Below are 19,981 nucleotides of genomic sequence, written 5' to 3'. Positions count from 1 at the left end.
GAACGGCAAGATCGGGTGTCCGGGAAAGCCGCCGGGACGGATAGCCCTAAATGGTTTCCAAGAAAGCCTCAATCCTGGTTTGTAGCTGGCCTGCATCCTCGCCGGCGTAGTCGGTCGTGATGTGCATAAACGGAATGCCGGCCTCCTCGGCAGCCTTCTCCACGGCAAACGACTCCATCTCGTAGAGCGTGCAGAACTGCAGGGCCACGTCGACGATACCGTCTGCATGCAGGTCCTTGGCCATCTGGACAATGTCCTTCATACGCTGGTCGTTGGGCGTAAAGACAGCGCAGTTGATCTTAAAGTAGCGCTCGGCGATGGCGTCGAGCATCTCGTCGACCGTCTCGCCGGACTCGTCGACCAGGTCCTTGTAGTAGCGCGAGCCCGTGCAGGACTCCTCGCCTACCACAACGCCGCCGGCCTTCTCGATGAGGTTGAACAGCTTCCAGTTGGGCACGGCCATGGGCGTGCCGGTGTACAGGATGCGCTTGGTCCCCTTGGGCGCCACGCCCTCGCCGGTCTCAACACGCTGCTCGCACTCAGCCGCCATATCGTTAATGGCTCCGGTCAGACGCGGCGTGTCGTCCATAAAGGCTGCCTGCACGGTCAGCAGGCTATCGAGACCGCTGATAGGCACCGGGTCGGCAGTGCGCGTGGCAGCGAGGCGCTGCAGGGCGCGACGCTTCTCATTGACGGCGCGGATGGCGGTCTTCAGACGCTCAGGCGTAATCTTGACGTCACACTCTTCCTCGATCTTGGCGGCAAGCTTTTTAACCTCGGCCTTCCAGGTCACGAGCGTCGACTCGTCGTGTACGTTGGGAATATCCATGACGTACATGTTCTTTTGCGTGGCAAAGAACTCGTAAGCTTTCTTCTTGCCATCGCAGGTGTTCTCGCCTACCACCAGGTCGCTCGACTCGATATAGGGGCAGACCTCGCCCAGCTTAAAGCCGGCAAAGCTCTTGATAAGCGGGCAGGTGTTGCGCGGCAGGTGCTCCTCGACCTTATCGGTTGCCCAATCGGCACCCGAGCACAGGCCCACGGGGATGCCGTCGCAGGCAAGCACGATCTCCTCGGGCACGTACACACAGAACGAACCGACGATCTTGGTGGCCTCGCCGGCCTCCTTCTTGTCGAGCATCTCCTTAATACGGCCGCTATGGATGTTGGTGGCGACAAAATCCAGGTAGGACGTGGACTTGGGGCGATTGTTCTGCGTCAGGAACATGTCGCCGTACATCTGACCCACGGCGCCCAGCAGCATGTCGTGGTCGGCAAGATTCATGCCGAGGCTCTCCCACATCGGATGGAAATCAAATTCTTCAGCCATGACGGTTCCCCTCTCGAACCAAAAATGAATAGCTACGGTATTCCTGCACGGTGGGTGGCGAAAACCCAGCCGCGCTCAAACCCGGAATTTTGGGGAACCCGCTTTGCAGCTGATTATTTAGTTGTGCGTCGTCTCTCCCGGAGCCGTGAACATACCTGCTCATATGCGGCTCCGAGCCATATACAGGGCGCGCGCGGCAACGCGACGCGAATATGTCATCTGCAGCACCGGCGCACCCTCCTTTTCTCGTCGAAGGTAACTATATCAACGGTTGTCGTCCAGACGAACACCGCCGACATGCGTACGACAGCGTCGTGTGCCGTCGTTTAATAATTTATTATCTGTGTTGATAAGAGTTTGTCATCCATCATTCGGCGAACGGCAAGACAAAGCCGCCGAGGCTTATATCCCCGACGGCATTACCCGGCGCTATCGACAAACCAAATGGATCTTACTCGCATCGAAGTGCATGCGTAGCGTCTCGCCTGCTTGCGGCAGCTCGTCGACAGGCACGCCCACCTTGTTGACCTTCCACTGCAGACGCGTGGGCGCATCGACGCGCGGCACGTCCAGCAGCACCAGCCGCTCAAAGCGCGAATCGCTCACACGAGCCACGTGCAAATCGTAGCTGTTACGGCCCCGCTCCGCGCGATTGTCAACATGGAAGTAGCTCGCACGAATACCGAGGTACGCCACGTCATCTCGAACCTCACGGCCCACATTAAAGGTCATGCCCCAGTCGAGGGCCTCAACTTCTTCGTCGCCGATCTTGCGCGCGCGGCTCGTATTCTTGCAGCCCGTCAGGCGCAGTGCCGCCAGCGTCTGCGGACGACGGACCACGTCCTCGATGGAGCCGATCTCCTCCACATGCCCGTCGTGCATCACGCAGATGCGCTGACACAGGCGGCACGCTTCGTCGATGTCGTGGCTCACGTAGAGCACGGTACGGTTGCAGACGTCGAACAGGTCGAGCATGTTTTGCTCAAGCGCGCTCTTGAGATACGCATCGAGTGCGCTCATGGGCTCGTCGAACATAAAAATGCCCGGATGCGCCGCCACCATACGGGCAAGCGCCACGCGTTGCTGCTGCCCGCCCGAGAGTCGCGCGGGGTAGCGATCGACAAAATCGGCCAGACCGAAAATGCCCAGATAGCGCTCGGCGAGCTTTTTGCGCGCGGCGGCGTCGCCAGCATCCTTTACACCGGCGCATACGTTATCGGCCACCGTCATGTTGGGAAACAGCTGATAGTTTTGGAACAACAGGGCGCATTTTCGCTCCTGGGGTGACAGGTTGATGCCAGCCGCCGAGTCAAAAAAGGTCACGCCGTTGACGACGATCTTGCCCTCGTCGGGCGTCTCCACGCCGGCAATGCAGCGCAGCGTGCAGCTCTTGCCACATCCGGAGGCACCGAGCAAGGCCACGCGCTCCTCGCCGGCCTCAAGCTGCATGTCGAGCATAAACCCGGGATAACGCTTTTTGATATCCAGAACGAGTGACATGACCTATAGACCTCCCTGCGGCGCAGCATCATCGCGCATGAGCTCGGCCAGCGCCTCGCGATCGATACGCAAGGCATCGCCGCCCGCCGGATCGAGCGAATCGCCCTGTCCGGCAAACTCTTTGGCCTGCTTGCGCTCCGCACGGGAAAGGCCCCGTTCGCGATACTTTTGCGAATGCGCCGTGTACATGTTGATGAACAGGATGACCAGGAAACTAAACACGATCACGACGGCGACCCAAAAGAGGGCCACCGAGGTGTTGCCGCCCATCCACTCAAAGTAAATGGCGATGGGGATGGTCTGGGTAATGCCGGCGTAGTTGCCCGCAAAGAACAGGGTGCAGCCAAACTCGCCCATCGCACGGGCAAAGGCGAGCACCGTGCCGGCGGCAATCGAGGGCCAGCCAAGCGGCATCATAAGCTTGGTGAAGATGCGACGCTCGGACCAGCCCAGCGTGCGCGCCGCATCGAGCATCTGCGTGTCGAGACTCTCGAAGGCTCCGAGTGCCGTACGATAGACGAGCGGGAACGACACCACCACGGCAGAGATCACCGCCGCGGGCCACGTAAAGACAATCGAGATGCCGTGCGCAATGAGCCACTGGCCCACCCCGGTCAAGCGGCCAAACAGCATAAGCAGCAGAAAGCCGCAGACCGTGGGCGGCAGCACCATGGGAATCGTAAAGACCGAATCGAGCAAACCCTTCACGCGGCTCGAGGTACCCATAGTCTTCCACGCGGCGAACAGGCCCAGTGCAAAGGAGATCAGCAGGGCAAGGCCACTCGTTTTAATAGACACCCAAAACGGTCGGTAGTCGATGCCGCCCAATAAGGAGGCCAGAGAGGTCAAGGGCCCCCGCTCATCCCGCAACACGACAGACGACGCTTCTACCATTTGAGCGCTATCAAGCCAACGCGCGCCGCCCTTGGCATCACCCGAGGCTGATGCAATCACCACATAACGGTCCCCATCCGCACCGCGCTCGTCAAAGCCATAGGTATACCCGCCGGCATCAAACGTTGTTTCCGCCGTGACATACCAAGGAAGATCCACGTCCCCTAGCTGCGCACCTCCCATGCAGTTTGCGCTGTCGAGCTCACAGACGAGGGCTTTGAGACCCGATACGCACTCGTTGTCCTGCGGATCAAATCCATACTTCTCGACCGCCTTGGGCGATATCCACACAACAACGCGATCGGCAGCAGGCGCCACCACAAGGTCCACGTCCTCGTCAACGGGAAACCGGTAGCCCTCAGGCTGGCCCTCCATGGCACGAGCGGTCCCCTTGGCCAGCCGCTCAAAACCCTCGATCCCATAGGAAAGCCCATGAGCGGTCGCAGCAACCTGGGCCCCGTCCTCAGCATCCCCAGCAAACGCAAATCCCGGCACCCAGCAAAGCGCAAAGGTCAAAGCACAGGTGACAAGCATGCGGAATCTATTAAGCACGAAAAGCTCCAAGCGAATACAAGGACGGAGTGAAACACAAAACGATGGAATTATCGCGCCAAGCCGCACTACGCGGAAAGCTCAAAGCCGTACTTAGCCCAAATCTTCTGAGCCTTCTTGTTGGTCAGACAGAAGTCGATGAACGCCTTGGCCTCGTCGGCATGCTCGGAGCTCTCGGCAACGGCACCCGGATACACGATGGGCTTGTGCGAATCCTCGGGGCACACGAAGGCCTCCTCGATGCCGTCGTAGCGGAAGATATCGGAGCTGTAGACAAAACCGGCCACGCAGTCGCCCGTAGAGACGTAGGCGGCAGCGGTGCCGACCTTATCGGCCAGGGCCACCTTGTCGGCGAGTTCGGGCGCATACTCGCCATCGTCGCCCTCGGTGCCGGTGTAGAGGCCCACGGAGGCCAGGGCCTGGTTGGCATACTTGCCGGCGGGAACGGTCTTGGCGTCGCCAATGGCAATCTTGCCGTCCAGGTTCGCGACGTCGGCGATGGCCTCGACCTTGGCGTCGGAGCCCTCGGCGCGAATGATCACGAGGTCGTTGACGAACATGTCCTCACGCGTGTCGGCGTCGACGAGTTCGGCGGTCTCAGCGTCATCCATGGTGCCCTTGGAAGCGGTGATGAGCACGTCGACGGCGGCACCGGCGCGCATCTGCTCGACAAGGTCGCCGGACGCTTTGAACTGCGTGTCGGCGAAGGTGGTGCCGGTCTGGTCGGTGTAGAGCTCCTGGACCTCGGGAAGGGCCTTCTCGAGGGAGTTGGCGGCAAAGACCTGCAGTTCGACGGTTTCCTTCTTGGAAGAGGCCTTGGCGGAGCCGGCATCGGATCCGGCCGGCTCGGACGTCTTGTTGTCCGAGCAGCCGGCAAGACCAAGGCCGGCAGCGACGGCAGCAGAGAGCGAGACGAATCCGCGGCGAGAAACCATATCGAACATGTTCAACCCTTTCGAACGCTATGCCCGGGCACCCCGCCGCAGGCTTTAATCTGCAATCAGATTATACTTCCGTGCGAATAATGGTAGTGAGAAATTATTCTCGCTAGAGAATATAGTTTCGAGTTACCGTACACCTCGGCGTCGATTCGGCGGAAAACAAAAGCGGAGCGACCGATAAGGTCGCCCCACCGCAGGTAAATAGCTTAGTTGGTATGTCCGCCGCCCGCTGTCATCTGAGCCGCGTGCTCCAGCTGGTCCGCTATGGCCTCCCAGCTTTCGCGGGCGGCCTTCGTGGAACCGGGAAAGTTTACGACAAGTGTATGACCTCGTTGCATGCAAATAGCACGCGAGAGCATAGCGCGGCGCGTCTTGGTCATCGAGTACGCACGAATTGCCTCTGCAATACCCGGCACATCGCGGTCGCAGACGGCACGCGTCGCCTCGGGCGTCACATCGCGCATCGAAAGCCCCGTGCCGCCGCAGGTGAGCACGACATTGGCGTGGCACTCATCGGCGGCTTCCACAATGGCATCACCAATCTCGCTGACGTCATCGCGCACGACCACATGTGAGGCGACCGTCCAGCCCTGCGCCTCGATAAGTTCCTCGAGTGCGGCTCCAGCCTCGTCCTGGGCAAGATCGCGCGTATCCGAGCACGTCACAATCGAAATCTTCAACTCCATAGCGATCCTCCTATAGCACCGTTCCCTCAGGCAGGTCGACACGCACGACGTCCACGACATCTCCCGCCTTGAGCTCGCACGGTCCTTCGTCAATACGCAGCAGGCAGTTGGCCCGCTGCATCGTGCCGAGCAGCGCCGAATTCTGCGTCTTGGCCTCGGTCACCAACAGCTCACCGGTCTCGGGGTCGCGCAAAACCGTGGCGCGATCGAAGAAGCGTCGGTCCTGGCGCTTTTTCACACCGTGCGTGAGCGTCGCCTGCTGCACGGGACGCGCGCCCTCGGCAAAGCCGCGCATCTTACGAATCGCCGGGCGGGCGAGCATCTCGAAGCCCACATACGCCGCGGCCGGATTGCCTGAAAGCCCCAGGTAAGGCTTACCCCCGAGCAAGCCAAACGTAATGGCCTTGCCGGGACGCATCGAGATCCGATCGAACAGAACCTCGCCCTCGCGCTTGACCAGCGCCGTCACATAGTCGTAATCGCCCGCCGAGGCGCCACCGCTCGTAATGACAAAATCGCACTCCTGCACGGCACGATGTACGAGCTCGGCAATCGCCTGTTCATCATCGGGAGCGATGCCGTAGAACACGGGCTCGGCTCCTACATCGAGCGCCTCGGCCATCAGCGCCGAGGAGTTGGAATCGCGAATCTGACCGCGTGCCGGTACCCTACTCGGTGCGACCAGTTCCGTGCCCAGCGAAATGATGCCCACGCGCGGGGCAGCGTGCACCTTCACGCTCGCGTATCCGGCGCTTGCCAGCAAGCCGGCGCCGGCCGGAGCCACGACCTCGCCGGCGTGCATCACAACATCGCCGGCATGGGCCTCCTCGGCAGCCGAGCGAACGTTCTCCCCTACCTTGGCAGGCGCCGAGAAGCGAACGTGCGAGCCCTCGTTGCCATCGCCATCGAGTACGTCGACGATCTCGTACTTCACCACGGCATCGGCACCTTCGGGTACTGGCGCGCCTGTCATAATGCGGACCGTCTCGCCCGCGCCGACCACGCCCTCAAAGACATGGCCCGCTGCCTCATGTCCTACGACGGAGAGCGTCACCGGAGTGTCACCGGTGGCCGCAGCAAGATCGGCTGCGCGCACGGCATACCCGTCCATAGCGCTGTTGGCAAACGGCGAAATGTCGATATCGGCCACCGCATCCTCGGCCAAGGGAAAACCAGCCGCCTGCCACACGGGAATCTCGACGAGATCGGTCGGAGCAACGTGCGACAGGACAATCGACTGCGCGTCCTCCAGCGGAATGAGTTTCTCTGCCATATGCACCTCTTAATGCCACGGCGCACAACAAGGACGCCGATTCTTTATGCTTGCCTCAGTATAATCCCCCGACGCATGGCCGCGACTCGGCCTGAACCCGCAAATACACCTGTCGGTTGCAGGCCGCGAAACAGAATGGAAACCAACCCACCGGCTCGTCGCGTTTACCGCGTTTTATAATGCTTGCGTTGCAACCTAAAAGAGGAACGTATGGCTCATAACGACAAACCCGAAAGCGCAAACGAAGCGCAGGATCATCCCCAGCCGCTCGACGATGGCGGTTTTTTCTCCCTGAACGACGTCATCATGGCAGGCAGGCATCAGCTCACCCGCTCCGAGCATCTCTTGGCTGCCGACACGCGCCGCAACGTCCGCAACCTACTCGCGAGCGCCAAGTTGCTCGCACTCGTCGTCATCGTCTCGCTCGCCATGGGTGTTGCCGCTTGGGCATTTTTGGCCTCGCTGAATATCGCGACCGATTATCGCGAGCACCACGTGTGGATTTACGCGTTGCTTCCCGTTGCGGGCGTTGCCACCGCATGGGTGTACAAAAACCACGGCCTTGCCGCCAAACGAGGTAACAATCTGGTCATCGACTCCGCCCTGGGCACACGCCTTATCCATATGCGCATGGCCGTTCTCACCTTCGTCTGCTCCACGCTCACGCACCTCACCGGCGGATCGGCCGGTCGCGAGGGGGCTGCGGTGCAGATTGGCGGCACCATCGCCAGCAACATCTCGAGCCTCGCCCACCTCAAAAAGCATGACCACCACGACCTCATGCTCGCCGGCATCTCGTCGGCCTTTGGCGCCGTATTCGGCTCGCCCCTTGCCGGAGCTTTCTTTGGCATGGAGATGTGCTTTATCGGCAAAATCGACTACACCGCGGGCATCTACTGCCTGGTCGCCTCGTTTACCGGCTACTTTTCGTCGCTTGCCTTGGGAACCGAGTACGAGGCGAATGTTATCGCCAGCGTTCCCGCTATGACGCCCAAAACGGTCGTCATCGTTGTTATCAGCGCAATTATCTTCGGTCTGACGGCACGCCTCTTTGCCTGGTCGGTTCGAACCGTCAAGAGCCTCTACGGTCGCTTTATCACCAATTACCTCGTTCGCGCACTCATCGGCGCACTCGTGGTTTTGGCCGCCTATGCCCTCCTCGACGCCTGGAACTACGCCGGCCTTTCCACGTGGCTTTCCGGCGCCGGATTTGCCGGCAACACCACCCTGGCGGACGCAGCCATCAAGTTGGTCGTCACAGCGCTTACCCTGGGCGCGGGCTTCCAAGGCGGCGAGGTCACGCCCCTGTTTGGCATCGGTGCGGCGCTCGGCGGCTGGATAGGTTGCCTCGTCGGAATCGATCCCAGCTTTCTGGCAGCGCTGGGCATGCTCGGCGTGTTCTGCGCCGGCCTTAACGTGCCTATCACCACCTGTATGATGGCCATCGACCTGTTCCACGGCACGGCTGCCGGGTTCTTTGTCATCGTGGCCTTTATCAGCTACCTAACCGCCGGACACCGCGGCGTGTACCCCGCCCAGCGCATTATCTCGCCCAAGCGCCGTTCGCTTATTGTAGATGAGGGCGGTACGGTAGCGGATGCTATCGAGCGCCACAACGACCTGATAGAGTAGACGTAAGTATTCGACGTGCAGCCACAATCGGGGGCAATTCGACCTGAGCGCGACCGCACCGTCACGTCATACGCCGGGAGTCGCCCCATGCACGCAACTGATTTTGGCCTCACGCTCATCATCGCCAACCCAGCCGCCCAGTTGGGTGCGGCGCGCGAAGTTGCCGAGCGCCTGCAACGCTTTATGGACATGACTGCACGCGCATCCCAGTTTGACCTGGTGCTAACCGAGCGCATGGGACACGCCAAGGAGCTTGCCGCACAGGCTCAGGGCTATCGCACCGTTATCGCCCTTGGCGGCGACGGCGTGATTCACGAGGTCGTCAACGGGCTTATGACGCAGGATGAGGCGGTCCGCCCCGCTCTCGCCATCCTACCCGTGGGCTCCGGCAACGATTTTGCCCAAACACTCGGCATCGACGATTTCTCCGGTAAGGATTTTGGCGCGCTGCTCTCCTGCGAGCTGCAGCGTCAGGACATCGGGCGCATTCGCTCATGGAACCCCGCAAGCGGTAGCGGCGAGGCTTCCGTTGAGTACTACGACCAGACGCTTTCGATCGGCATCGATGCCGCCATCGGCCTGGGCACCACCGAGCTGCGCAAAAAGACGGGTCTCGCCGGCACTCCGCTCTACACCCTCTCGGGACTTGAGCAGTTTGGCCTACGCTATCGCAATTACCCCATGACAGCCAGCTTTGACGACGCGCCCGCCGAGCGCGTGAGGGCGATCATCATGGCGATTCAGCTGGGCCCCACGTATGGCTCGGGCTATCGTATCTGCCCCGATGCCGACCCCTGCGACGGCATGCTCGACGTCTGCTACGCCTGCGGCCCCGTCCCTCGCGCGGTTGCCCTGCCTATGTTTCTTTCGGCTAAGGACGGCCACCATACCAAGTTGCCACCGGTTCGCATGCGCCGATGCCGCCATGCCGCGCTCACCTTGGAGGAGCCCGACTACCCCATCCAGGCCGACGGCGAGCCCGTTGTCGCCTCACGCATCGAGGTCGACATCCTCGCCGGCGCCCTCGAGGTCTGGCACCCCACCCGCTAACCCCACCTAAGTTGCGGTGAAATAGGGACTGTCTTACGGCTTTAGCTGCATAAACAGTCCCTATTTCACCGCAACTTACGAGGAGGCTATTCCTCCCCGCCCGGCTTGCGACGGTTGGCCTTTTTAATGGCGTTGAAGTGCTTGTCATTAAGCCTGCGCTGGCGAGAGCGCTGAGGCACCTTGGTCTTTACGCGTCGACGCGGTGGACGCCCGCGACGCTCAAGCTCAGCGCGCAGCTTACGCAGGCAGCTCGCGCGATTCTGAAACTGGCTGCGGCTCTCACGCGCCGTCACGACAATCCCCGTGGGCCCATGTTTCATGCGCACCGCAGAGTCCGTCGTGTTCACGCCCTGCCCACCCGGACCCGTCGCGCGAAACACCTGTACCTCGCAATCGCGCGCCAGCTCCTCAACCGACATCTCGGCAAAGCGCGCATACTCGCGCCAGCCCATCTTGTTCTCGTCCATATCAACACCTCCCCTCATACAAAAAATGTGACAAAGGGACAGTCCCTTTGTCACATCGCATACCAATCGCTTATGTTGCGCGCTTAGGCGAAGGTGATCTCGCCGTTCTCGCAGTCCATATCGGCGATACGGGCCAAGCTCTCAACGCGGAAGCCGCGCTTACGGAGCTTATCGCCGCCGCCCTGGAAGCCCTTCTCAACGGCAATGCCAATGCCGGCAACTTCGGCGCCCGCAGCCTCGCAGATCTTAATAAGGCCCTCAAGCGCGCAGCCGTTGGCCAGGAAGTCGTCGATAATCAGGACCTTATCGCCCTCGGACAGAAAGCGCTTGCCGACAATGACCGGGTACTCCTTCTGCTTGGTAAAGGAGTAGATGGTCGTGGCATACTGCTCGCCGTCAAGGTTGATGGACTGGGCCTTCTTTGCAAAGACCACCGGCACGCCGCCAAAATGCTGAGCTGCGATGCAGGCCATACCAATACCCGAAGCCTCAATCGTCAGGATCTTGTTGATCTCGACACCCTCGAACAGACGGGCCCATTCGGCGCCCATGTGGTCGAACAGCTCAACGTCGCACTGGTGGTTGAGGAAGGCATCAACCTTAAGGACGTTACCGGCCTTTACGATGCCGTCATGGCGAATACGATCCTCAAGCTCCTGCATGGCGCAACCCCTTCTCGCGGCAACGATACCGCGCGATTAATAAACGTTGTTCGATAGTCTACCACGGACCGACCCCCGCCCGCCCCACAAGCCACATCGCACCACAAACCAGTCTTTTTGGGACGGCGCGAATCGTGGCAGACAGCCTCCCAACATGCTAATGGCGGGCGCGCATCTTCACCAAACGCACCATGGCAAGCGCAAAGCCCACGGCGGCCACAGCCATGAGTACGTAGAACACCGAGCGAAAGCCGAATAGGAATACGTCCGGACGACCTGTAACAAAACTGGTCACGGCCTCGCCCATTGCCACGCTCATCTGCCCATACAGGATATGCGACGCCGCCGTAATGCCGAGCGCCATGCCGGCGTAGCGTGCCAAACTACCCAGGCTGCCCGCAAAGCCGAGCGCTTCGCGCGGAGCCGAGCCCATATACAGCGAGTTGTTGGGGCTCTGGAAAATCGACGTACCGCACGACATAAACGCGGCACAGCACACAATCACAGGGATGGAAGAGTGCTCGTCGAGCGTACTTACCGCAAAGAGCCCGCACACGTACACGCCCAGGCCGACCGCCGTGGGACCCTCGCAGCCAACACGGTCCGAAACCGCACCCGAAAGCGGGCCGATAAAGGCATTCACCATCGGCAGCGCCAAAAACAGCAATCCGGAAATGTCGGAACCAAAGCCGTGGGCGTCCTGAAAATAGAACGGCAGGATAAACTCGGATGCGCCAATACCAACGAACACGATGAGCATGCAGGCAAGGTTGATGGTGAAGGCCGAATTTGCAAAGCAGCGACGCGCGGCCTCCGCCAGCGACATGGGGCGCTCGCCGGCCTCCGGCTTTACATGCGGCAGCGTGTAGAGCCCCACGATAAACGAGATGACGCCAATGGGCAGGTTGATGAGGAAGATGCTCTCCCAAGGAAAGCTTGCCACCAGCATGCCGCCGAGCACGGGGCCACACATCATGCCGAGGGCCACAAAGGTCGCGAGAATACCCATAGCACGGCCTCGTTCGCGCGCCGGAAACGACTCGGTGATGATACCCATGTTGTTAGCCATGGCCGCCGCGCAACCGACGCCCTGAACAATGCGTGCCAGGATAAGAACCTCGAGCGAGGCCGAAAGGCCGCACAGCAGCGAACCGACCGAAAAGACGATGACACCCAGCTGGAACACATTCACCTTGCCGCGCACGTCACCCAGACGGCCAAACGGCAACATAGCCACGCATGTCGCAAGCAGGTACACCGAGCTCACCAGCTGAATGCGATCGAGGCCCACGCCCAGCTCCTTTTGCATCACGGGCAGCGCCACGGTCACGACGGTCGAATCCAAACACACCATAAAGGTCATGACGAGCACGGTGAACAGAATCGCCCATTTATTCTTACCGTGGGTGTCGCCCTCTAGGGCAATGTGTTCGCGGCGCAGCTGCTCGGCAGTTTTCTCCATGTATATCCTTTCTATCGTGCAACGCAAAAAAGGGACCCCAATCGCCTACAAACGGACACGATCGGGGTCCCGCCTACGGAATCGGAACTATGAGGACGTCGTCAGCCGAAAAGCCGTCCCACGCCTCGCACGCACGCTAGCCTAGCACTGCTCGAGTGCCTGCTCAAGGTCGGCAATCAAATCGGCCGTATCCTCAAGGCCGCACGACAGGCGCACCATATCGGCGGAGATGCCGCAGGCGATGAGCTCCTCGTCGTTCATCTGGCGATGGGTGGCGTTTGCCGGGTGCAGGCAGCAGGTGCGGGCATCGGCCACGTGCGTGGCAATCTGGGCGAGCTTAAGACTCTTCATAAAGGTCTCGGCCGCCGCACGACCACCGGTAAAGCCAAAGCTCACGACGCCGCAGGTACCGTTGGGCATGTACTTCTGAGCCATGTCGTAGTACTTGTCGCCCTCTAGGCCCGGATAGCTCACGAAGCGCACTTTGGGGTGGCCCTGCAGGAACTTGGCGACCGCCAGACCGTTCTCGCAATGGCGCGGCATACGCACGTGCAGGCTCTCGAGCGAGCTGTTCAGGAAGAACGCCGCCTGCGGGTTCTGCATGGGGCCGAGGTCGCGCATGAGCTGCGCGGTAGCCTTGGTAATAAAGGCGCCCTCGCGGCCGAACTTCTCGGCATAGGTCACGCCGTGGTAGCTCTCGTCGGGCGTGGTGAGACCCGGGAACTTGTCCGCATGGGCCATCCAGTCAAACTGACCGTGATCAACGATCACGCCGCCCAGGTAGGCCGCGTGACCATCCATGTACTTGGTGGTGGAATGCGTGACGATGTCGGCGCCCCACTCAAAGGGACGGCACATCACGGGCGTCGGGAAGGTGTTGTCGACCATCAGCGGCACGCCGTGGTCGTGCGCGGCCTTGGCAAAGCGCTCAATATCGAGCACGGCAAGCGCGGGGTTAGCGATGGTCTCGCCAAAGACGAGCTTGGTGTTGGGCTGGAAAGCGGCCTCCAGCTCCTCATCGGTGCAGTCGGGTGCGACGAACGTGCAGGTCAGGCCCATGCGGCCCATAGTGTGAGCCAGCAGGTTGTAGGTGCCGCCGTAGATGGCAGAGCACGCAACCACGTGATCACCGGCACCGGCGACGTTAAAGATGGCGAGGAAGTTCGCAGCCATGCCCGAGCTCGTGAGCATCGCGGCGGTGCCGCCCTCCATCTCGCAGATCTTGGCAGCAACCAGATCGCACGTGGGGTTCTGCAGGCGGCTGTAGAAGTAACCGGACTCCTCCAGGTCAAACAGCTTGCCCATATGCTCGGACGTATCATACTTCCACGTGGTGGACTGGTAGATAGGCACCTGGCGCGGCTCCGCGTCACCCGGGCGGTAGCCGCCCTGAACACATGTGGTACCGATAGTCTGCTCGCTCATATCTTGCTCCCTTGCCTGGGTTTTAGTTTTATTCGGTTCACGATACCGCTACCCTGCACCCCTCTCAACCCATCCCAAAGGTAGGTTATGGGACTAATTAATCAAGGGTTTTATCTCAAGCCTTGGGCATTTGCTCGATAGATAAAAATGAGGCATACATGAAGCTCTCGATGATTACATGCACCGTCACGGGTACCATAGGCGAGTACACCGTAACCAAGGAGACAACGATGAAGCAAATCGATACGGCCCAGCTCGACATCAACGCCTGTCAGGCTCAGGCTGCCGAATACCACGCCCGCGGCTTTAACTGCGCCCAAGCCGTCGCCTGCACCCTCGCGCCTGCCGTCGGACTCGACCCCCAGATCGCCTTTACCCTCACCGAGGGCTTTGGTGCCGGCATGGGCGGCATGACCGAAACCTGCGGCGCCATCTCGGGCGCCGTGGCCATCATGGGCTTCGTGATGAGCGACGGCATGGAAAACCCCAAGACCAAGGGCCAGACCTACAAGCTGTCGCGCGAAATCGCCAAGCGTTTTGGCGAGAAGAACACGACGACCGTCTGCGGCACGCTCAAGGGCATCGGATCGGACAAGGGTCCGCTTCGCAGCTGCCCCGGCTGCATCGACGATGCCGTCGAAATCGCCTGTGATGTACTAAAGCAGCTCGCCGAGTAAACGGCAGCACAGAAAAACGACGGCCGGCGCGCTTGGGATCCATCCAAAAGCACGCCGGCCGTCGCCGTTAGAACTCGGCAAATACGGGAGCACCGACCTCGATCTCCTCGCGCCCCGCCATAAGCTCGCGCATCCTGGCGCAAAAAGACTCCTGCTCCCCCGCCTTAAACACCAAGTGAAGTGTCACGGCATCCGCGTAATCGGTATCCGAAACCTTGGCACCCGAATCCTGCGCCAAGCGAAGCACCTGCTCGTACTGCGGATAGGCCACATGCACGTCAACAGGCACGACGCTCGTCATCTCGACGATCTGCCCGGCCTCCCGAGCCGCGGCCACCGCCGCTTGCGTCGCCGCGGTATAGGCGCGTACCAAGCCACCAGGCCCCAACAGCGTGCCACCAAAATAGCGCGTCACTACGCAGCAAACATTTTTGAGCCCCGCGCCGCGCAACACCTCGAGCGTCGGCATACCGCTCGTGCGGCTCGGCTCACCGTCATCGCTTTGACGCTCGCGTCCATCGACCAAAATCCACGCGGGAACATTGTGTCGAGCGTCGTAATGACGTTTGCGAACGGTCTCGATAAAGGCATTCGCCTCATCCTCGGACTCAATATGGACCAGCTGGGCAATAAACCGGCTCTTGCGGTCCACAAATTCGCCCGAAACCTCAATATTCGATTGCAGAGTAAAATAGCTGTCCAACAAAGCCCCTCAACAAAATAAAGCGCAGCAACAAACAGCCTCAATAATACGGCAAAGACAGCACCGTTGACCTCGCCAACAAGAACGGAAACGCCAATGATACCGTCACCAACAGCGAGAACCCGTCAGCGCGAGCAATGTGCCTTGAAAGACAAGGGCATTGACCTTATGGTCATGCCCGAAGGCTTGAAAGGCAGATTGCCGCGCTGACGGGTTCGCAGCGTCAACAAAGTGCTGAGTGGGCCGATAAGCCGGGTTCTGTCGTGAACGGTCATTTATCTTGTCTGCACGTTACCGTGCAGTTCCACGCACGCTACCCGAACGCGGACCGGGCCGGCCCATAGCGTTCCTATTCGCGCTTGCTCCGGATGGGGCTTGCCAAGCCGCCGTGTTACCACGACGCTGGTGGTCTCTTACACCACCGTTTCAGCTTTTCCCTTTACGCCTTGCGGCGCAGGTGGGAGTCTTCTTTTCTGCGGCGCTTTCCGTCGGATCACTCCGCCCGGCCGTTAGCCGGCATCCCGCCCTCTGGAGCCCGGACTTTCCTCACGCGTGCTGCAAGCAGCACATCGCGCGACCGTCTGGCCCACTCAGCAGTGCAAGAGTGTAACACACCGTTGCCGCAGGCAATGGCACAACGCAAACGCTCGACACGATAAACCAAGAACCGCCATGCGCTACAATGGTCCTGTCGATGGGCAACGTCGTCAGTCGAGACGCGACCGCGCTCCACACCCCTCCGTCTACTCGGTGTGTTCCCGCCTCCTCCCCGAGGCGGGATGTCGGCATTTTTCATGCACTGACAACCCAATAGCCTGTGGACAGCCCGGGCAGCATCGCGCATCTCGGCACCAAATGCAAAAAGGGACCCGTCCATTGCGGACGGATCCCTTAAAACAAGTGATCGTCAAACCGATTTACTCGGCGTCGGTCTCCTCGTCCTTCTTCTCGGAAGGCAGCGGGGTAACCTCGATCTCGACGCCCAGAGTCTCAGCAGCGGACTTCATGGACAGGGAGATACGACGACGGTCGAGGTCGATCTCCATGACCTTGACCTGAACCTTGTCGCCCACGTGGGTGACCTGAGAAGGCTGATCGACGTGCTTGTTGGCCATCTCGGAGATGTGCACCAGGCCCTCGATGCCCTCGCCCAGATCGACGAAAGCGCCGAACGGGACAAGCTTGGTCACAGTGCCCTCGACGATAGCGCCGACGGGGTACTTCTTGACCAGTGCGCGCCACGGATCCTCGGTGGTCTGCTTGAGACCCAGGGAGATGCGCTCGCGGTTGAGGTCGACGTCGAGAACCTCGACCTCGACCTCCTGGCCGACCTTGACAACCTCGGAAGGATGGTTGACGTGGTTCCAGGAGAGCTCGGAAATGTGGATGAGGCCGTCGATACCACCGAGGTCGACGAAGGCGCCGAAGTCGACGATGGAGGAAACGGTGCCCTGGAGACGCATGCCAGACTTGAGCTTGGACAGGATCTCGGAGCGCTCGGCCTTACGGGACTCCTCGAGCACGACGCGACGGGAGAGGACGACGTTGTTGCGGTTGCGGTCCATCTCGATGACGCGGGCCTCGATGCGGGTGCCCATGTAGGAGGTGAGGTCCTTGACGCGACGGAGGTCGACGAGGGAGGCGGGCAGGAAGCCACGCAGGCCGATGTCGAGGATCAGGCCGCCCTTGACAACCTCGATAACCTCGCCCTCGACGTTCTCGCCGGAGTTGAACTTCTCCTCGATGCGGTTCCAAGCACGCTCGTACTCGGCACGCTTCTTGGACAGGACCAGACGACCGTCCTTGTCCTCCTTCTGGAGTACCAGAGCCTCGATGGGATCACCGAGTGCAACGATGTCTGCAGGGTTAGCGTCCTTGCGGATGGACAGCTCGCGGACCGGGATAACGCCCTCGGACTTGAATCCGATGTCAACGAGCACCTCGTCATGCTCGATCTTAACGACAGTGCCGTTAACGAGATCGCCCTCATCAAAGTCGGTAATCGTACCGTCGATGAGGTTGTTCATCTCCTCCTCGTTGACATCGTCAAGAGAGAAAATGGACGAGTTCTGAATCTCACTCAAAGGTGGACCCCTTTCGAACTACGGGGCCCCGATTGCTAGGACCTACAGAAGGGTGCGACAAGCACACAACGTTTAGGAACACTCGGGAGCCGACAGATACTAATGTGACGCTTATGCAATCACGTTCGTATAGGTTACGGGGAAATGAGTTCGATTTCAAGCGTGAACTGCGATTTTTTACTCGTGTGGAGACTTTTTCGTAATCTTATGAACACACGTCTCCGCAACTTGACGATAACCAGCCAGGCATTCGGCTTTGGGGTAAAGTATCCGGAGCCAACGATTCTAGATCGATTTTTCGAGAAAGGTGCCCGCGTGCTCAAAGCAGTCGTTTTCGATATGGACGAAACGCTTCTCAGCATCAACCTCAACGCGTTCATCCTTCGCTATTTTAAGGATGTCTCTTCGATGCTCGCGGATATCGGGCGCCGCAGCCGCGGTGGCACGATGGCGCGCCTCGGCACCATCCTGGTCGACCTCAACGCCAATCGCCGCAGCGGCACGGACAACCGCACCAATCTTGAGTTTTACCAAGAAGAGGTCGAGCGCCGATGCGGGATCTGCCTCTCCGATCCCCTCATCTACGAGGCGTTTACCTACTATGACCGCGAAGTTCTTCCGTACAAGAACGACGATATCATTAACGCCCACGCCATGCCGGGCGCACACGCCGCGCTCCAGGCCGTACAGGACGCAGGGCTGCGCTGCGCGCTCTTTACCAACCCCAGCTTTCCCCAGGGGGCCATCGAGTGCCGCATGGGTTGGGGCGACCTGGCCGACGCCCCCTTTGAACTCGTGACGCACATGGGAAACGCCACCCGCTGCAAGCCCGATGCCACCTACTATCTAGAGCAGCTTCAGGTGATGGGGCTCGAGCCACACGAGGTCCTTATGGTGGGCAACGATCCCAAGCGCGACTTCCCCAGTCCCGCCTGCGGCATTCAAACTGCCTATGTTGGCCAGGGAAAACCCGGCCGAGCCACCTGGCGCGGAACCATGGAAGACTTCGCCCGCGACTTTAACGCCGTAATCGAAGCCTTCTACGAACACCAAGTAGCCGACGAACTGTCGTAGGACCCCTCGCTCCAAACCAAATATCGCCGCAGGTTGAGCACAAGTCAGACACTATGACCCAATCCAGGGGCACGGAAACGACAGGAGCCCCCGCTCGTGACCGCGGGTCGGGGCTGCGACAATGTTGTTGAAGTGCCAGAGGCGCAGCCGCGCCGCAACGAGGTTGGGAGGCTCCCGTGCCTAGATATTCTACCGCCTTCGGAATGGACGTACACCTCAGGTCCACCACCGTCTGCGCGCTCGACGCGGAGACGGGCGAGGCCGTGACGAGGAGGTTCCGCGGCAACCCCTGGGGCGAGGTCGCGGAGTGGATGTCGGGCTTCCCCGGCCCGTCGCTCGCCGCCTACGAGAGCGGCTACCTCGGCTTCGCCCCGCAGAGGGAGCTCTCCGGGCTCGGCGTCGACTGCGTCGTCGCGGCCGTCTCCAGGGTCCCGAGGTCGGCGGCCGACCTCTCGTCCAAGAACGACCGCAACGACGCGGCCAGGATGGCCAAGGCGATACTGTCGCACGATATCTCCCCGGTATGGGTGCCGTCCCCCGAGATCGAGGGGCTCAGGGACCTCGCCGGGGCCCACGACGCGGCGACCGCGAGGCTCGCGGCGGCGAAGCAGCGGCTCCTGGCGTTCCTAGCCCGCCGTGGCTACGCCTACGGCGGCACGACGCCGGCCGGAAACCCCCGGAGGTACTGGACGTACGACTTCCTCAGGTGGCTCGACAAGGTCCGGCCCGCCGACGACGGCGGCATCCGGGCGCTGGCGGCGCTGAGGAACGAGGTCGAGGCGGCCGCCGAGACGCGCGACGACCTCCTCGCCGAGTACAGGGCCGCCGTCGCGGCGGGCCCCCTCTCGGCGGAGGTCGAGGCGCTCCAGTCGATCAAGGGGTGCGGCTTCGCGCTCGCCGCCGCCTTCGCGTCCGAGGTCGGCGACTTCTCGAGGTTCCGCTCCGGCAGGCAGGTGACGGCCTACTTCGGCCTCGCCCCGAAGCAGAGGTCGAGCGCGGACTCCGTGCGCCTCGGCGGGATCAGCGGGGCCGGCAACGCCCTCGTCAGGAGGCTGGCCGTCGAGGGGTCCTGGAGCTACGTCCAGGCGAGCCACCAACCGAAGCTGATGCCCAAGGGCAGCGGCGTCCCGCTCGAGGTGAGGATGCACGGGAGGAAGGGTTCCGAGCGCCTGCTCCGGCGCCGCGAGGAGATGCTCGCCAGGGGCATGCCCCAGGCGAAGGCGAACGCCGCCACCGCCGCCGAGCTCGTGAGGTGGCTGTGGGCCCTCGGCGCGATGTGCCGGGAGGCAACCGAATAGACATAGCCCCCGTCCCGGCGAGCCGGGCAGCCTTCGGGGATACCCCCGCTTTCGCTGGGCGCGCGGCAGCGGCCGCATGCGCGTAGTCAGACTTGGGGAGCCCCGCCGAAGGAGAGGATTGCGGGCCGCCGGAGCGGTATCCGCGGATATGAGACTGAGCCGAAGGCGTCGACGACATGCCGGGGGCGGACCGGGACGGGTTCAACGGCAGGCCCCGCCGACCGATTGCAAGCGGTCGGCGGGGCCATTGTGGCTCTTGACAGCGGATTGG

General features: G+C 61.2%; 16 protein-coding genes, 1 other RNA gene and 1 pseudogene. 5 read left to right on the top strand and 13 right to left on the bottom strand.

The features are described 5' to 3' along the window. Window positions 1-46: 46 nt before the first annotated feature. The 6 genes from I2H19_RS00555 to I2H19_RS00530 all read right to left on the bottom strand — a co-directional run bounded on the left by I2H19_RS00555 (window position 47) and on the right by I2H19_RS00530 (window position 7,176). Window positions 47-1,330 (bottom strand): double-cubane-cluster-containing anaerobic reductase, encoded by a 1,284-nt coding sequence (locus I2H19_RS00555; protein ID WP_195568205.1) that lies wholly within the window; start codon window positions 1,328-1,330, stop codon window positions 47-49. 429 nt (window positions 1,331-1,759) lie between these two features. Beyond that, the gene (locus tag I2H19_RS00550; protein WP_195620603.1) at window positions 1,760-2,830 is read right to left on the bottom strand and encodes a sulfate/molybdate ABC transporter ATP-binding protein; all 1,071 of its coding nucleotides are present in this window, start codon (window positions 2,828-2,830) and stop codon (window positions 1,760-1,762) included. A 3-nt stretch (window positions 2,831-2,833) separates the two neighbouring features. Then, entirely contained in the window at window positions 2,834-4,276 is a 1,443-nt protein-coding gene (modB, locus tag I2H19_RS00545) for a molybdate ABC transporter permease subunit (protein ID WP_238057264.1), read from the bottom strand. 68 nt (window positions 4,277-4,344) lie between these two features. Next, window positions 4,345-5,220 carry a molybdate ABC transporter substrate-binding protein gene (gene modA, locus I2H19_RS00540; protein WP_195620598.1) on the bottom strand — a complete coding sequence of 292 codons (876 nt, stop codon included), beginning with the start codon at window positions 5,218-5,220 and terminating at the stop codon, window positions 4,345-4,347. Between the two features lie 203 nt (window positions 5,221-5,423). Next, window positions 5,424-5,903: a MogA/MoaB family molybdenum cofactor biosynthesis protein gene (locus I2H19_RS00535; RefSeq protein ID WP_118080408.1), complete on the bottom strand. Its 480-nt coding sequence runs from the start codon at window positions 5,901-5,903 to the stop codon at window positions 5,424-5,426. A 10-nt stretch (window positions 5,904-5,913) separates the two neighbouring features. Continuing rightward, window positions 5,914-7,176, bottom strand: coding sequence for a molybdopterin molybdotransferase MoeA (locus I2H19_RS00530; RefSeq protein ID WP_195568199.1), 1,263 nt, complete (start codon window positions 7,174-7,176; stop codon window positions 5,914-5,916). 210 nt (window positions 7,177-7,386) lie between these two features. Here I2H19_RS00530 and I2H19_RS00525 point away from each other — a divergent pair, with 210 nt between their 5' ends. Then, window positions 7,387-8,808 (top strand): chloride channel protein, encoded by a 1,422-nt coding sequence (locus I2H19_RS00525; protein WP_195568198.1) that lies wholly within the window; start codon window positions 7,387-7,389, stop codon window positions 8,806-8,808. A gap of 87 nt (window positions 8,809-8,895) precedes the next feature. Continuing rightward, on the top strand, window positions 8,896-9,858 hold the full coding sequence (locus tag I2H19_RS00520) for a diacylglycerol/lipid kinase family protein (protein WP_195620596.1): 963 nt from the start codon (window positions 8,896-8,898) through the stop codon (window positions 9,856-9,858). A gap of 86 nt (window positions 9,859-9,944) precedes the next feature. Here I2H19_RS00520 and I2H19_RS00515 read toward each other — a convergent pair. The 4 genes and pseudogenes from I2H19_RS00515 to I2H19_RS00500 all read right to left on the bottom strand — a co-directional run. Beyond that, a pseudogene (locus I2H19_RS00515) lies at window positions 9,945-10,256 on the bottom strand (peptide chain release factor-like protein); the annotation flags it as partial. Between the two features lie 152 nt (window positions 10,257-10,408). Further along, complete coding sequence (locus I2H19_RS00510; RefSeq protein WP_055286127.1) at window positions 10,409-10,987, bottom strand: xanthine phosphoribosyltransferase; 579 nt, start codon at window positions 10,985-10,987, stop codon at window positions 10,409-10,411. A 157-nt stretch (window positions 10,988-11,144) separates the two neighbouring features. Beyond that, window positions 11,145-12,449: an MFS transporter gene (locus I2H19_RS00505; RefSeq protein ID WP_195620595.1), complete on the bottom strand. Its 1,305-nt coding sequence runs from the start codon at window positions 12,447-12,449 to the stop codon at window positions 11,145-11,147. A 141-nt stretch (window positions 12,450-12,590) separates the two neighbouring features. Beyond that, the gene (locus I2H19_RS00500) at window positions 12,591-13,874 is read right to left on the bottom strand and encodes an O-acetylhomoserine aminocarboxypropyltransferase/cysteine synthase family protein (protein ID WP_195620594.1); all 1,284 of its coding nucleotides are present in this window, start codon (window positions 13,872-13,874) and stop codon (window positions 12,591-12,593) included. A gap of 230 nt (window positions 13,875-14,104) precedes the next feature. Here I2H19_RS00500 and I2H19_RS00495 point away from each other — a divergent pair, with 230 nt between their 5' ends. Then, entirely contained in the window at window positions 14,105-14,551 is a 447-nt protein-coding gene (locus I2H19_RS00495) for a C-GCAxxG-C-C family protein (RefSeq protein ID WP_229089678.1), read from the top strand. A gap of 67 nt (window positions 14,552-14,618) precedes the next feature. Here I2H19_RS00495 and I2H19_RS00490 read toward each other — a convergent pair whose 3' ends face one another. From I2H19_RS00490 to rpsA, 3 genes are all read right to left on the bottom strand, one after another. Next, complete coding sequence (locus I2H19_RS00490; protein WP_192923900.1) at window positions 14,619-15,257, bottom strand: YigZ family protein; 639 nt, start codon at window positions 15,255-15,257, stop codon at window positions 14,619-14,621. Window positions 15,258-15,485: 228 nt separating this feature from the next. Next, window positions 15,486-15,847, bottom strand: an RNA gene (gene rnpB, locus I2H19_RS00485) — RNase P RNA component class A. Window positions 15,848-16,171: 324 nt separating this feature from the next. Continuing rightward, on the bottom strand, window positions 16,172-17,338 hold the full coding sequence (gene rpsA / locus I2H19_RS00480) for a 30S ribosomal protein S1 (RefSeq protein WP_022095232.1): 1,167 nt from the start codon (window positions 17,336-17,338) through the stop codon (window positions 16,172-16,174). Window positions 17,339-17,545: 207 nt separating this feature from the next. Between rpsA and I2H19_RS00475 the strand changes: the two genes are divergently transcribed. Beyond that, window positions 17,546-18,412, top strand: a complete 867-nt coding sequence (locus tag I2H19_RS00475; RefSeq protein ID WP_171021484.1) for an HAD family hydrolase — start codon at window positions 17,546-17,548, stop codon at window positions 18,410-18,412. Window positions 18,413-18,588: 176 nt separating this feature from the next. Then, a complete protein-coding gene (locus I2H19_RS00470) occupies window positions 18,589-19,710 on the top strand; it encodes an IS110 family RNA-guided transposase (RefSeq protein WP_195620589.1) in 1,122 nt (373 codons plus the stop codon). Window positions 19,711-19,981 lie beyond the last annotated feature (271 nt).

The organism is Collinsella aerofaciens, assembly GCF_015560135.1.
GTDB lineage: Bacteria > Actinomycetota > Coriobacteriia > Coriobacteriales > Coriobacteriaceae > Collinsella > Collinsella aerofaciens_AN.
The sequence above is the reverse complement of the archived record's forward strand: the minus strand, read 5'-3'. Positions and strand labels throughout refer to the sequence as shown.

Bases quoted from the DNA above. Each gene is read 5' to 3' on its own strand.
- I2H19_RS00475 (WP_171021484.1), top strand. From the start codon at position 17,546: ATGAACACACGTCTCCGCAACTTGACGATAACCAGCCAGGCATTCGGC.
- I2H19_RS00500 (WP_195620594.1), bottom strand. From the start codon at position 13,874: ATGAGCGAGCAGACTATCGGTACCACATGTGTTCAGGGCGGCTACCGC.
- modA (WP_195620598.1), bottom strand. From the start codon at position 5,220: ATGTTCGATATGGTTTCTCGCCGCGGATTCGTCTCGCTCTCTGCTGCC.
- I2H19_RS00505 (WP_195620595.1), bottom strand. From the start codon at position 12,449: ATGGAGAAAACTGCCGAGCAGCTGCGCCGCGAACACATTGCCCTAGAG.
- I2H19_RS00530 (WP_195568199.1), bottom strand. From the start codon at position 7,176: ATGGCAGAGAAACTCATTCCGCTGGAGGACGCGCAGTCGATTGTCCTG.
- I2H19_RS00555 (WP_195568205.1), bottom strand. From the start codon at position 1,330: ATGGCTGAAGAATTTGATTTCCATCCGATGTGGGAGAGCCTCGGCATG.
- I2H19_RS00525 (WP_195568198.1), top strand. From the start codon at position 7,387: ATGGCTCATAACGACAAACCCGAAAGCGCAAACGAAGCGCAGGATCAT.
- I2H19_RS00550 (WP_195620603.1), bottom strand. From the start codon at position 2,830: ATGTCACTCGTTCTGGATATCAAAAAGCGTTATCCCGGGTTTATGCTC.
- I2H19_RS00510 (WP_055286127.1), bottom strand. From the start codon at position 10,987: ATGCAGGAGCTTGAGGATCGTATTCGCCATGACGGCATCGTAAAGGCC.
- I2H19_RS00495 (WP_229089678.1), top strand. From the start codon at position 14,105: ATGAAGCAAATCGATACGGCCCAGCTCGACATCAACGCCTGTCAGGCT.
- I2H19_RS00520 (WP_195620596.1), top strand. From the start codon at position 8,896: ATGCACGCAACTGATTTTGGCCTCACGCTCATCATCGCCAACCCAGCC.
- I2H19_RS00535 (WP_118080408.1), bottom strand. From the start codon at position 5,903: ATGGAGTTGAAGATTTCGATTGTGACGTGCTCGGATACGCGCGATCTT.